Here is a 12,854-nt window from a genome sequence, read left to right on the forward strand (position 1 = left end):
TTAATACATTCACCCACAAGGAGAATTAAATGGTTTTCCTGCATCACATTATACTGTGACGGGTTGTCTGACTATTTTCACCTGATAAATTGTAATTTTGTTTTGGATGATGTAGTCCGGCTTGCCGTTGCGGTGGGAATGGGATTCCCGGAAGGCGTCGCTGCGGGTCCATGCCTGAAAGTTTTCTTTGGATTCCCACCTGGTGCTTATGGTGACTTCGTCGTAATTCTTAGTATGCTCTGTGAGCAGCACCTCCAATCCTAAAAATCCCGGCATGCTTTCTACTTTTCCCACTTTATCGAACCGTTCGATGAGCTTGTGGCCGTACCCTTTTTTAATTTGAGTCGTGTTTGTCACAATAACCATTTTGAATCACTCCTTTTTTAAATGAACAATTTCATAATTCACACTTAGGGTTATTCAAACTACTGAATTGTTAAATTGCTATTTTTATGTTCTTTTTGTAAGTTTCGCATGTACCACAAGCCGTCCTTTATCCGGATCAAGTTCATAATCACATGTAGATAGGGTCAAGATGGAATCATCTTCTGTCAACGTTATTCCTGTCTGAAAGACAGACCTATCCTGGATATTTTTTATAAAAGAAGCATATTCGGTCTTGCTGCTAAAATCAGTCTGGATATAATAAAAGTCGGTTGTTGTCCGGTACACTGAGAATACCTCGGCTTCGTAACTTTCATACAATGTATCATAGTAGAGCAACCGGTGTTGATTGAAAAAATGGATCTGAAGATATTTTTTAAGATTCCCGAACATCGATCCATCCTTCATATCATGACCATATAAAATGGTGTTTCGACTGCCCAGTTCTACATTATTCCGAAAATCCATAAAAATGCTGCCTGCTCTTGTGCTTTGTTTTTTATAATTTTTATCGAGATAGTAATTGTTATCTCGAGCTTGAAGAATGGGATAATCAATCGGAGTATCGTCCAGGCGGATCCAGCCTGTGATATCCCGATTCATGCCTAACAAGGAATGAAATTGAGGCCGAGTCTCTCCGTGACTGGCAGAAACTTTATCTTCATCTTGATAATAGATCTCTCTGGCTTCCCCCATGTTTTTTCGATTGTCATAATAGTCCCATGCGATATTGCTTAGCTGGAATAAGGAATAAAAGAATATTCCAAGACATATAATCGTGATCAAATTGGATAAGGTTGACGTTTTTTTGCGTTTTTGATTGATTTTTATGGCTTCCAACCTATCACCTCTAAACATGTTTGGTTCCAACCTGCAATCGTCTCTAAATCCCAACCGGAACAACGTAAAGTCCTGCATGTTCTTCGTACTTGATAAGGGCATCGATACCATAAATATTTTTGAGCATGGCTTTTGATATAATCTCTTGCGGATTGCCTTTCATCACAATAATACTGTCGCTATACCGGATTGCTTGATTGATGTCGTGCAGGACCATAACAATGGTTAATCCCAGGGAACGATTCAGATGTTGAATCAATTCAAGGACTTCGAACTGATAATACATATCGAGGTATGTGGTAGGCTCATCCAGGAATAAAATAGGCGTACTCTGGGCTAAAGCCATTGAGATCCAAACCCGCTGCCTTTCTCCCCCGGATAATTCAATAACTCTCTTCTTTCGTTTGGACTGTAAATTAGTACAGGTAAGTGCCCAATCTATTGCTTTCTCGTCTTCATCCGCATCAGAAGCAAATAAACGTTTATGAGGTATTCGGCCAAATCCGGTTAATTTCTCAACTGTTAAGTCGGAGGGAGCCTCATTATATTGATGAACCACCGCCAGCTTTTTGGCAAATTCTTTAGGTTTATATAGATTTACAGATTTTCCGTCCAGAAATATTTCTCCGTTTTGGGGAGAAATATTTCTGGACAATATGCCAAGTAAAGTAGATTTCCCACAGCCGTTCGGACCGATAATCGTCGTAATTTTGCCCTGCTCTATTTCACTGCTAACGGATTTGAGCAATTCGGTTTTCTGATTATAGGAAAAAGTGACATCCTTAATTTCCATATGATTCATCCTGCTTTCTTAGAAAAAATATCAAGAAGGGACCCCCAATAACTGCCATAATGGTAGATGCAGGAATCTCGCTCGGAGCCAAGACAGTACGTCCAAGCGTATCAGCTGTCAGTATCAGCAAAGCTCCTGCTAAAGCTGAAAACGGGATTAGCACTTTATGATCCGATCCGACTATTCTTCTTGAAATATGGGGAATAAGCAGCCCGACAAAAGCAATGACACCTGCGATGGAAGTAGCTACTGCAGCCAGCCAGACAGCAATTGCGGAAATGAGCAACCTTGCTCTAGTCACGTGCAGCCCTAAATTCCTGGCCGTTTTATCCTGCAAGGACAATAAATTGCACCAGGATCCTATAAACAGGGACAGCACTATCCCGACTGTACCGTAGGAAGCAATCACTTGAACATCCCCCATGTCTTCTGGGTAATGCTCGATGAGGAAGATGCTGCTGGAATAGTCCCCAAATAGTTGCAAATCGTAATAAAAGACTCATTTAAACCAGTGAACATGGCATTAATAGCAATACCGACTAAAATAATCTTGACCGGGCTCAAATGAGATTTCCACGAAAAAGAATACACCAGGAAACAGGCAAGCACTCCCCCTGCAAAAGAAAATAACGGCATATAGTAGAACAGTTGCGGAAATATCGTAATACCAAGAAGAGAAGCAAGCTTGGCTCCTGAAGATATTCCGATAACACCTGCATCCGCGAGCGGGTTTTTCATAACGGCCTGAAACAGGACACCGGCTACAGCCAAGGCTGCACCTGAATATAAAGCGATAATGACCCGGGGTAAACGTAAATCTTTAATGATATTAACATTTTCATCCGTTCCAGTAAAAAGCCCTTTGATGAAATCAAACACTCCCACTTCTATACTGCCAGTTATGGCAGACACGAGAATCACAATAAAAAGCAGGACAAGTACGGATAAAAAGCTGAGAATATATTTATTCATGGTTACCGTCCTCACCTTGAATTCTACGTTACGGTTTACGGATACAGCATCTTGGCCAGAGTATCTAGCGCTTCAGAAACTTCCAGGTTCCCCGTAGTTCCAAACAGGCGCTCTTCCAAGTCGTATACCCTATTTTGTTTAACGGCATTAAAATGTTTCCAGATATCATTTTCCTTAAATTCTTTATCAAACATCTTTACAACTTCTTCCGGCATACCGTGGGCTGCTCTTAAAATAATATCCGGATTGGCCTGCTGCAGAAATTCTGTATTGGATGCCAAAAATTCTACCTTTTGCCCCTGAATGACGTTTTGTCCTCCTAAAATGCGTACAAGATCGCCAATATAAGAGTGTTCTGTTGCTACCAGGTAACTTCCCGGAATGCCAAGCAATATTAGAACCTTGGGCCGCTTTTTTCTTTCAGTTTGTTTTTGGATCCCGGCTACTTTGGCATCGAATTGTTCTACAATCTTCTGGGCTTGTTCATTCCGGCCATATTTTCGTCCCAGTTCCAAGATAGAATTTTTCATGTCTTCCAGACTCTCTAAATTTACAAATGTTACATCCTGGCCAGATTGCCTGTATAAAGGGTCCAGATCATATTGCAAGGTCGTTACGGACAAAATATCGGTAGGTTTTAGCATCTTGATTACTTCCATATCCGGTTTCATGGGATTGCCAACTTCTTTTACTCCACTATATCGCTCTGGCAATTTCTTGTAACTAGTTGGAATTCCCGCTAGGTCTAACTCTAACTTATCCATTATTTCGGTTAAAGCCACGGTAGTGGAAACGATTCGATGGCGTTCAATATTTTCTTTGGCTGAATCAGCACGGGTTGTTGGTTCAGGAGATGGAGAACAGCCCGTTATTCCGGCAACACAAACAAATGAAATAAGGAACGTTTTATATACTCTTGCACATAAATAGCGCCGATTAATCAACAGATATTACTCTCCTCCCTCCTCCCTTGATGACCTTTTATCGGCCTATCAAGGGACGGGATTATTGGTCTCTTATTGCCTTGTTCGCCATCTCCAGATTTTTACGGTTAAAACGACTAGGGAAGCAACCAGTATAGAACTATATATTCCTATTTGAGCTGTATCTGCTGTTTTAGGGTTATTTCCTTTTGGTTGTTTTGACTTTTGGGATGCTCCTGTTTGTTTATCGGAATCCCTGTCAAAGGTTAGAGTATCTGTATTGGAATTTGATGTTGCATCAGTCAAAAGTGTCACGTCCGGATCTGAGGCTGAAACCTCTTTCGGTTCCGGCTTGGACTCCGGCCCACGCGAAGGGTCCGGTTTCCCTTGAACAGATTCAATGCTGTCGGAGTCGAAAGCAAGCTGAACATCATACGTATGGAGGTAGTTCATCTCCGGAATGTCTACCTTTACCCTGGCGTTTAATGTCTCTGTAATATCAGCGATATCAAACTGCACTACTCTCGTATCCGCAACCCCATCCAGGCTTAGTATTGTTGTCTCCTTTAAGCTTCCGTTTTGCTCTATCTCATACTGGGTAATCCATGAACTATGTGTAAGTGTATGGGAAATTTTCATTTTCCCGTTGTTGACGGTTAAGGCAGCAGGCTTGATCGTATAAGTATCCATCTTCGAGACTTCTTGCGTCTTGTCTTTATATAAGGTAAAGTCGATGGTGTAGGTGCCGTCCTGCAGGATTGGAGCAGGTACTGGTTTAGGAACCGGTGTTGGCACTGGTGCAGGTATCGGCGTCGGCTTCGGTGTAGGAACCGGAGCCGGTTCCGGTGTAGCTGCAGGAGTCGGCTTCGGCGTAGGAACTGTTGCCGGCTCTGGTGTAACTGCAGGAGTCGGCTCTGGCGTAGGAACTGGTGCCGGCTCCGCTTTTACCTGCACAGGCTTTAATGTGTCTAATTTAAATGCAAGCTGAACGTCATAAGCATGATGGTAGTTCATTCCCGGAATATCGACTTTAACCCGGGCATTTATTTTTTTCGCTGTATCCCCGACCCCGACCTCAAACTCTACTACCCTTTTGTCTTCGGAAGCATCAGATTCTAAAATTGTTGTATCCTTTAGGCTTCCATTTTGTTCAACCTGATATTGGGTAATCCAAGAGCTGTGTGCAAGCTTATGAGAAATTTTTGCATTTCCGTTTTTAACTATTAATTTGGCAGGTTTTTCTGCATAAGTATCCATCATCGAGGCTGCTTCTGTCTTATCTTTCAATACGGTAAAATCAATGGTATATTCCCCGTCTTTTATTGAATCGGCGGCCTGAACACTTTGAAGATAAGAAGATGACAAAAATGTAAAAAATGCGAAGAAGAATACAACAGCTCCACTTATATATTTTTTCATTGTTTTCAACGAACTATCTCCTTCTTTGTTCATTTTTTCGCTACATGAACGATTACTCTCTTCCAGATCAGTTTTTTCTAACTTTCCATCTGTAAAGCAAGAAAAGGGTTGAGCCTGTTAATAAACTCGCAAATAACCAAACAGATGAAATGTCTCCCGTTTTGGGGTTATCGGCTGGCTTTTCACTTTGGGCTGCTGTGGCCGGCTGCTCGCCGGGATTTGGCTGTGCCGTTTCGTTTGTTTTACTTTTTGTTTTATCCGTAGAACCTGCGGCCGCTCCTTTACCTGATTTTTCCGATGAAACGGCTTTAATACTGGATGGATCGAAAGCAAATCGGATCGTATAATCGTGATCGTAATTAATGGATTCAACCCTAACATGGATTTTGGCTTCCAATGGCTTTTCTAAATCCTTAACAGCAAATTGCGTAACTCTAGTGTCCGAATTGCTGTCTTTACTTATCACCTCTACATCACTGAATCCTGTATTGCCCGGAACTTTAAATTGAGTGACCCAAGAGCTATGGTTGATTTTCATTTGTACGGTCATCCGGCCGTCCTTCACAATTAATGTAGCCGGCTTCTCCCAGTAATCATTCGCCATAGATACCGAATCATTTTGTCCGTGAAGTACGTTATATTGGATGCTATAGGTGCCGTCGTTTATGCTTGGGGCCGCTCTTGCAGCAGTTACCAATAAGATGGAAAAGACCCATAAAAACATAAGTGAAAAACCAAGAAGAGAGAGCCTGCGGAACTTCAACATATGCTGGAACACGCTTTTAATCTCCTTTTCTTATTAATTAATAATGATTATCATTCTCATTATATATTTAAAATTTTTTATCTTTCTCAGAGTTTTAAATAGAACGGGTTTTCTTCATTTATAGATAATGATAATCATTCTCAGTAAAGGACAAAAAATAAAACACTCTCATTGTATGTGTGCATCTCCTCCTTGCATTTTATTAATGATCTTATCGCATCGTCTTTTTTTCACCCCCCTTGATAATCTGTGATATAGTTAACAAGCTCATGTCGATCTTACCTTACTGCTTAAAATGGTGTCAATACAATTTTCATAAAATTGTAAGCAGTTTGGATCTTAAGCTATATTAGAGGCCGCTCCGACCGTTTTGCTGGAATCAGCCTCATTTAAAAGTATTACAAAATTCTTTCACCTAACAAGGATCCTATCAGTTCAACGGCAAGCCGCACTGTCTGACCATTAACATCAAGTGACGGATTAACTTCAACGAATTCTGCTGATGTGACAATACCGGATTCGTACAGCAGTTCCATGGCCAGATGGGCTTCGCGGTAGCTCACTCCCCCGCGTACCGGCGTACCCGTTCCCGGTGCTTCAAGAGGATCGATACTATCTACATCAAAACTAAGGTGAACACCGTCCGTACTGTTTCCTGCGATACGCACGGCTTCCCGCATGACCTTCTCAATTCCCATGCGGTCGATTTCATGGATTGTAAAACAGGCAATCCCCTGCTCTCGAATAAACTCCTTCTCACCGGAATCAAGGTCTCTTGCCCCGACGAGAACTAGATGTTCCGGACGGATGTGCGGTCCTTTCCATGCCAGATCCGTCCACGATGTGCTGGCTCGGCCAATGGCGACAGCAAGTGACATACCATGTACATTTCCAGACGGGCTAGTATCTTCGGTATTGAGATCCGAATGGGCATCAAACCAGATGACACCCAAATTACGGTAATGGCGTGTTAATCCTGCCAGTGTGCCGATAGCTATGCTGTGGTCCCCGCCCAACACAAGTGGGAAATACTCGGATTCTGCCGCTTCTGATACATGAAATACCTCTGGCAAATATTTTGCTTTTGAATCGGTGATTGCAGGTGTACCTTCCGGACCGTCCACCTGTTGGTTTACAGCCACGTCAAATTTCAGCCTTTCCAAATACTTGAGAAGTCCGGCATCAAGCAGACTATCCGGTCCGAACTCCGCTCCCGTTTGTCCTGCTCCGAGCCCGAACGGAACCCGGATGATGGATAACTTTCGGTTCTTTGTTATCATGAATCCCCCTCTTTTCAAACAGATGTTCTCCTAATAGGTTCGTACACCTGAAGGCCTATCTGCTTTAGACAGTATCAGGCCAAGAATGGCAGGTACCTTTGACCCCTGTTCGTCCAAATAGTGCAAATTCGTCAGCCCGTGGCCAGAACGCGGGAAATACGTTCCATCGCCCAGTCCAGTTCCTCCATATGGATGACGAGCGGCGGCGCGAAACGTATGACATTATCATGGGTCTCCTTGCAGAGCAGCCCAAGTTTCATAAGCCTTTCACAATAAGGACGTGCCGGCTCCGTCAACTCCACACCGATGAAGAGTCCGCGCCCACGTACCTCGCGGATAAGGGGGCTATGGATATGCTCGAGTTTCGCCTTAAATAAGGCACCGAGTTCGAGGGAATTTTCTGCGAGCCGCTCCCGCTCAATTACATCCAAGGCGGCCAATGCTACCGCACAGGCCAAAGGATTGCCGCCAAATGTAGAACCGTGAGAGCCGGGATCAAATACACCAAGTATGTTTTGATCGGCAGCAACGGCAGATACGGGCAGTACACCTCCACCCAGTGCTTTGCCGAGTACGTACATATCCGGCACAACCTGCTCCCAATCACAGGCGAACCTTTTGCCTGTTCGGCCAAGGCCCGTCTGAATCTCGTCAGCGATGAAGAGAACCTTGTTACGCCTGCATATCTCCGCGGCAGCTGATAAATACCCTTCCGGGGGGATGACTATACCATTCTCCCCTTGAATCGGCTCTACCAGGAAGGCAGCCGTGTCCGGGGTGATCGCCCGTTCCAAGGCTTCGGCGTCACCGTATGGGATGATCGTAAATCCGGGGGTGAACGGACCAAACCCCTCTTTATACTCTTCCGTTGAAGAAAATGAGGTTACCGTTATCGTTCGGCCGTGAAAATTCCCTTCACAAACTATGATGTCAGCCCTGTCCGGACTAATGCCCTTATGACGGTATGCCCACCGCCGGGCTGTTTTCAGTGCTGTTTCCACTGCTTCAGCACCCGTATTCATCGGCAAAATCATGTCTTTGCCAGTATAAGCAGCCAGTCTCTTGCAAAACTCAGCCAGCTTGTCATTATGGAAGGCCCGGGAAACAAGTGTTACCTTATCAGCTTGTTTTTTCAGTGCTGCAATGATATCTGGATGCCGGTGCCCGTGATTGAGCGCGGAATAAGCGCTTAACATATCCAAATAACGATTCCCTTCGGGGTCACTAACCCATACCCCTTCGGCATTCGAGATGACGATTGGTAGGGGATGATAATTGTGTGCCCCATACCTTTCGTTCATCTCGAGGAATGCTTGTGACTTCGTCATCCTGATTCCCCCTGAAAGATGGTAAATATTCCCTCATACAGCGTATTCGCCAAGAGTCATACTGTTTCCTGCCTCTTGATCGAAAACATTTGCCTAAAATTGTCCGCGTATATCGCACTTACTCGAAAGGACTAAGAATCGGCACGTTTTTATCTGAACAGCAAAGAAAGAATGCCTGGCTGCATCCTTTCTTTGTTTAAAAGTGCATTCTATACTCTTTTATAAGCCATAATCTTATGGTACATCCCTTTATCTTTCAGTTTTAAGAAATGTGACATTGCCGGATAAAGATTCGCCTCAATAATCCAGACATGTCCGTTCTGATCCAGCGCGATATCCAGTCCGTAAATACGGTGACTGGGGAACAAGTCGCTTAACCGCCTAGCGGAAAGCAATGCCACAATATCTATTTCCGATTGCATCTTGATTATGGATTTTTTTCTTAAGGTAGACTTTCTCAGCGCCGCCGGTACCATCATCAGTTTTCCTTTACTTCTTGTGATATTCGATACTATATAGCCTTTTCCGGCTACTTTAGCTATTTTGGCGGTGACTTTCCAGTTTCTTGAGTTTCTTTTCCGCTGTACGATCACCCGCATATCAAAAGGACGTCCGTTAATTGTCGCCCGCGGGACCAGCTGCTGAACCATATACTCGTTCGTTCCTATGATGTTCTTCAAATAATCATAGACTGCATCCCTTCCTTGCAGGGTTATTTTTCTGTTTTCCAAGTGAATCTCATACTGCCCGTTTCCTAAATCCGAGACCTGGATAACTCCCCTTCCCCTGCTGCCGAAAATAGGTTTGACCACGACCTGTTTGTATCTGATAATAAGATTTTCAAAAGTGAATTGTGTGAACTGCTCTATTACCGGTAAGTGGGGAACCAAAGAAACAGAGCCTTTCATGTACTTGTATTTAGACCATTTATTTTTATTCACGGATATCATCATGGGAATCGGCCGCCTTTCGCAAAGGATATCCAATGCTCTGCAAATAAGATTCCAAAAGTTCTAAAAACAGTCTGATATCATGAAATGAAATATCTCCGATATTGGCGATGCGGAATGTACTCAAGTTCTCTATTTTACCGGGATAGATCGTGATGCCCTTCTCATAGAAAAAATCGTGCATCTTCTGAAAATTGTATCCTTCACATACCGGTTCAATGATAGAGGTTACCAGTTTAGAATGGTATCTATCCTGAACGAGATACTTTAGCCCCAGTTTCTTAAGACCGTCAGCTAACGTTTCCCATGACTTCCTATACCTTGCATATCTTTGCGGTACCCCTTCATACTCCAATTCTGTAATCGCTTGTCTGAGGGCATAGAGTGTTTGCACAGGTGCGGTAAATCTCATTTGCTTTTTTTTTTCTAAATAATTGTACTGTTCATACAAATTTAAATAATAGTTTTTGCATTTAATTTGTTTTAGGCTCTCCAGTTTGCTTTTCTCTGCTATAACAAAAGAAATGCCCGGAAGCCCCTGAACATTTTTATTGGAACTTGCAACGAGATAATTTATGTTCATCTCATCCATTTGAATCGGTACCGCTCCAAACGAACTTATAGCGTCCACGATCAGATCTGCTTTGTATCTTCTGCACAATTCCCCGATGGGTCCGATATCATTTAAAAGGCCGCTTGTTGTCTCATGATGAACTACGGCTAGGTGAGAAATTTGACCCGACCTTTGAAATAGCGCTTCCAGGGCGGTCAAGTCTACCGGTTCTACGGAAGAAGCGGCAAACTCAAGGAAATGTAAGCCATAGGCCAACGCAATTTCACACATCCGCTTTCCATACGCCCCATTATTTACGATAATTACCGTTCCATCCCCTATGGTGCTGCTTAATACAGCTTCTACCGCCGCAGTTCCTGATCCGCTGAACAATACGGCTGTTGCCCGGTTTGCATCGGCAGCAATTTGTGTCAATTTTTTTGAAACAGCTTCCATCAAATCCCCGAATTCTGCTTCACGGGGACAAATATCAGGGACCACCTGTGCATATTTTACCGTATCCGTTGTCGTTGCAGGGCCAGGGGTTAACAGAATATTTCTTTTCACGCTCTGCATGATTTATCGTCCCCCTATAATCTGGTCGTATCAACGCCTAGAAACGTCCTCAACCGCTCTTTAACCTCGTACGGTTTAATGCGGGGGCGCCCAAGCCGTTCTTTGGACCCCGAGGCGATTTTTAAATGAATAAAGGTAAGTCCTTTCTGCTTCTTCCATTCTTGTATGGACGCCTTTAGCTGTTTTAAATTATGAGTATAAATGACTCTTATATAGCCACAAGCAGCTGCGATTTCCACAAAATCAATATTGCCTGAGACGGTCCTTTGCCCTCCCGTAGAATCGTGGGCTTGATTATCAAGCAAAATATGAAGCATATTCGAAGGGCTATAAGATCCAGCTGTAGCCAGGGTACCCATATGCATAAGCAAAGAGCCGTCCCCGTCAATAACAACGACATCTTTTCTGCTTTGGGTCATGGCAAGGCCGAGCCCAAGTGAACTTACGCATCCCATTGAACCGACCATATAGAAATTGTTTTCAGCGTCCTCAATTTCATACAATTCCCGCCCGGTTTTTCCGGTTGTGGCAATCTGGATGGTATTCCCGTCTTTCAAAGAATTGATAGTGGACAAAGCCTCATAACGTGGGGGATACTGATCTTCAGCTTCTTTAACCCTTTTAATTTGATTTATGGCAGGAGTCGGTTCCTGTTTTTGCAGTGCAACTGGTTCAAATGTTCCTTTTCTTACAACAAAAAAGAAGGGCCGGTTATGGTGAATATTCAAAATGGCCTGCTGCAGCTGGTGAATGGCTTTATCTGTATCAGAGGAGAGATACTCCCAGGTTACTTTCATTAGTTCCAGCATACGTGTTGTTATCCGGCCCATTAATTCATGCTGGGGTTCGTCAGATTCGCCAGTTTCACCCCGCAGACTGACAAACCCAAGCAGAGGTATGCGGAATGGATAATTAAGTGAAACCAGAGGGGATGAAGCGTTGGTTAAACCGGAGTTTTGCATAAGAACTACGGGTCTCTTTCCTCCCAGGTATGCTCCGCTTGCAATCGCAACCGCGTTTCCTTCGTTCGCCGCCCCAACATATTCACAATCATTAATTGCATAATTGATCAGGTTTTTCAGAAAGGAACAAGGCACTCCGGTAAAAAAGGAGAAGCCCGACTTCCTCAATTCTTCGCCAAACCGTTCCGTATCCGTCATGGACAATCGCCACGGATTCTGTTCACTGAAGGAAGATACCTGGCTTCAGCTTCCTGCAGTTCTTCAACCTGCTGCAGCCGGAAAACTTCGTCTAAGTGGGCAATACTGCCTTCGACTGCCAGAAGACTTTCATCCTGAAAAATTTGCCGGGAAATTCTCTGCATGGCTTCTACCGATGCCCTCATATTATGATTGGCCCAGATGATCGTACTGATCCCCATTTCATGGAAACGGATTGTTGGCGTGGAATAGTACTTGGTGGGGACAATAACTACAGGAAGTCTACCTCCCCATTCTTTCATGAAAGAAGCAATTTCCTCGGCATCCGTCCTCTTACTGTGTATAAGAACCGCATCCACTCCCGCTTGACGGTACGCTTCGGAACGACGCAGCGTTTCTTCGAGTCCTAAGCCCGCGATAAAGGATTCCACTCTGGCAATGACAATAAAATCATCATTCGTCTGAGAGTCTTTCATGGCTTTAATTTTGCCACAAAACTCATCTATATCGGCAAGAGGCTGGGGTCCGGTCCCTATAAAAGAGTTGGTTTTTGGAAATACCTTATCTTCAATACAAACTCCCCCGATATTTCGCTGCTCTAATTTTTTAACCAGACGTCTTGCATTGTTGAAGTTTCCATATCCTGTATCTCCATCAAGCAAAATCGGAATGGTTGTTGCATCACTCATAAACTCCAGCACATCAAGCACCTGTGACCAGGAAGCTTCATTGTTGTCCCTGACACCAAGTGAGGCCGAGATTGATAAACCACTGGCCCAGATTCCTTTAAAGCCGGTTTCTTCCACTATTTTTGCAGACAAGCCGTTGTGGGCTTCCATTAAAAATTCAGGTTTCGGCGATTGTATAAGCTGTTTCAATAAAGTTGATTTATTCATGAGCCTCTCCTTTA

12 protein-coding genes and 1 pseudogene are annotated in these 12,854 nt (G+C 43.7%); all 13 read right to left on the reverse strand.

What is annotated here, in order from left to right; translation table 11 throughout:
* Positions 1 to 48 precede the first annotated feature (48 nt).
* The 13 genes and pseudogenes from isdG to aepX all read right to left on the reverse strand — a co-directional run bounded on the left by isdG (position 49) and on the right by aepX (position 12,840).
* Positions 49 to 366: a heme oxygenase gene (gene isdG, locus BXP28_RS05330; RefSeq protein ID WP_023485340.1), complete on the reverse strand. Its 318-nt coding sequence runs from the start codon at positions 364 to 366 to the stop codon at positions 49 to 51.
* A gap of 84 nt (positions 367 to 450) precedes the next feature.
* Positions 451 to 1,215 (reverse strand): class B sortase, encoded by a 765-nt coding sequence (srtB, locus tag BXP28_RS05335; RefSeq protein ID WP_096761254.1) that lies wholly within the window; start codon positions 1,213 to 1,215, stop codon positions 451 to 453.
* A gap of 52 nt (positions 1,216 to 1,267) precedes the next feature.
* Positions 1,268 to 2,017: an ABC transporter ATP-binding protein gene (locus BXP28_RS05340; RefSeq protein WP_023485338.1), complete on the reverse strand. Its 750-nt coding sequence runs from the start codon at positions 2,015 to 2,017 to the stop codon at positions 1,268 to 1,270.
* A pseudogene (locus tag BXP28_RS05345) lies at positions 2,007 to 2,989 on the reverse strand (FecCD family ABC transporter permease). The gene BXP28_RS05340 and the pseudogene BXP28_RS05345 overlap by 11 nt, the downstream one beginning before the upstream one ends.
* Before the next feature lie 35 nt (positions 2,990 to 3,024).
* Entirely contained in the window at positions 3,025 to 3,930 is a 906-nt protein-coding gene (gene isdE, locus BXP28_RS05350) for a heme ABC transporter substrate-binding protein IsdE (protein ID WP_046655175.1), read from the reverse strand.
* Between the two features lie 75 nt (positions 3,931 to 4,005).
* Positions 4,006 to 5,331, reverse strand: coding sequence for an NEAT domain-containing protein (locus tag BXP28_RS05355; protein ID WP_235430710.1), 1,326 nt, complete (start codon positions 5,329 to 5,331; stop codon positions 4,006 to 4,008).
* A gap of 67 nt (positions 5,332 to 5,398) precedes the next feature.
* The gene (isdC, locus tag BXP28_RS05360) at positions 5,399 to 6,109 is read right to left on the reverse strand and encodes a heme uptake protein IsdC (RefSeq protein WP_051427827.1); all 711 of its coding nucleotides are present in this window, start codon (positions 6,107 to 6,109) and stop codon (positions 5,399 to 5,401) included.
* A gap of 386 nt (positions 6,110 to 6,495) precedes the next feature.
* Positions 6,496 to 7,377, reverse strand: coding sequence for an arginase (rocF, locus tag BXP28_RS05365; RefSeq protein ID WP_023485333.1), 882 nt, complete (start codon positions 7,375 to 7,377; stop codon positions 6,496 to 6,498).
* A 131-nt stretch (positions 7,378 to 7,508) separates the two neighbouring features.
* On the reverse strand, positions 7,509 to 8,705 hold the full coding sequence (locus BXP28_RS05370; RefSeq protein WP_036654261.1) for an ornithine--oxo-acid transaminase: 1,197 nt from the start codon (positions 8,703 to 8,705) through the stop codon (positions 7,509 to 7,511).
* 209 nt (positions 8,706 to 8,914) lie between these two features.
* Positions 8,915 to 9,658, reverse strand: coding sequence for a YheC/YheD family protein (locus tag BXP28_RS05375; RefSeq protein WP_309556200.1), 744 nt, complete (start codon positions 9,656 to 9,658; stop codon positions 8,915 to 8,917).
* On the reverse strand, positions 9,639 to 10,784 hold the full coding sequence (locus BXP28_RS05380) for a 2-aminoethylphosphonate aminotransferase (RefSeq protein WP_036654263.1): 1,146 nt from the start codon (positions 10,782 to 10,784) through the stop codon (positions 9,639 to 9,641). The genes BXP28_RS05375 and BXP28_RS05380 overlap by 20 nt, the downstream gene beginning before the upstream one ends.
* Positions 10,785 to 10,798: 14 nt before the next feature.
* Positions 10,799 to 11,944, reverse strand: a complete 1,146-nt coding sequence (aepY, locus tag BXP28_RS05385) for a phosphonopyruvate decarboxylase (protein WP_023485329.1) — start codon at positions 11,942 to 11,944, stop codon at positions 10,799 to 10,801.
* Positions 11,941 to 12,840, reverse strand: coding sequence for a phosphoenolpyruvate mutase (gene aepX, locus BXP28_RS05390; protein ID WP_023485328.1), 900 nt, complete (start codon positions 12,838 to 12,840; stop codon positions 11,941 to 11,943). The genes aepY and aepX overlap by 4 nt, the downstream gene beginning before the upstream one ends.
* Between the last annotated feature and the right edge of the window lie 14 nt (positions 12,841 to 12,854).

The organism is Paenibacillus larvae subsp. larvae (assembly GCF_002003265.1).
In the GTDB taxonomy this organism is placed as follows: Bacteria; Bacillota; Bacilli; order Paenibacillales; family NBRC-103111; genus Paenibacillus_H; species Paenibacillus_H larvae.

Bases quoted from the DNA above. Each gene is read 5' to 3' on its own strand.
- BXP28_RS05340 (WP_023485338.1), bottom strand. From the start codon at position 2,017: ATGGAAATTAAGGATGTCACTTTTTCCTATAATCAGAAAACCGAATTG.
- isdG (WP_023485340.1), bottom strand. From the start codon at position 366: ATGGTTATTGTGACAAACACGACTCAAATTAAAAAAGGGTACGGCCAC.
- BXP28_RS05370 (WP_036654261.1), bottom strand. From the start codon at position 8,705: ATGACGAAGTCACAAGCATTCCTCGAGATGAACGAAAGGTATGGGGCA.
- aepX (WP_023485328.1), bottom strand. From the start codon at position 12,840: ATGAATAAATCAACTTTATTGAAACAGCTTATACAATCGCCGAAACCT.
- BXP28_RS05355 (WP_235430710.1), bottom strand. From the start codon at position 5,331: ATGAAAAAATATATAAGTGGAGCTGTTGTATTCTTCTTCGCATTTTTT.
- BXP28_RS05375 (WP_309556200.1), bottom strand. From the start codon at position 9,658: ATGATGATATCCGTGAATAAAAATAAATGGTCTAAATACAAGTACATG.
- aepY (WP_023485329.1), bottom strand. From the start codon at position 11,944: ATGACGGATACGGAACGGTTTGGCGAAGAATTGAGGAAGTCGGGCTTC.
- rocF (WP_023485333.1), bottom strand. From the start codon at position 7,377: ATGATAACAAAGAACCGAAAGTTATCCATCATCCGGGTTCCGTTCGGG.
- BXP28_RS05380 (WP_036654263.1), bottom strand. From the start codon at position 10,784: ATGCAGAGCGTGAAAAGAAATATTCTGTTAACCCCTGGCCCTGCAACG.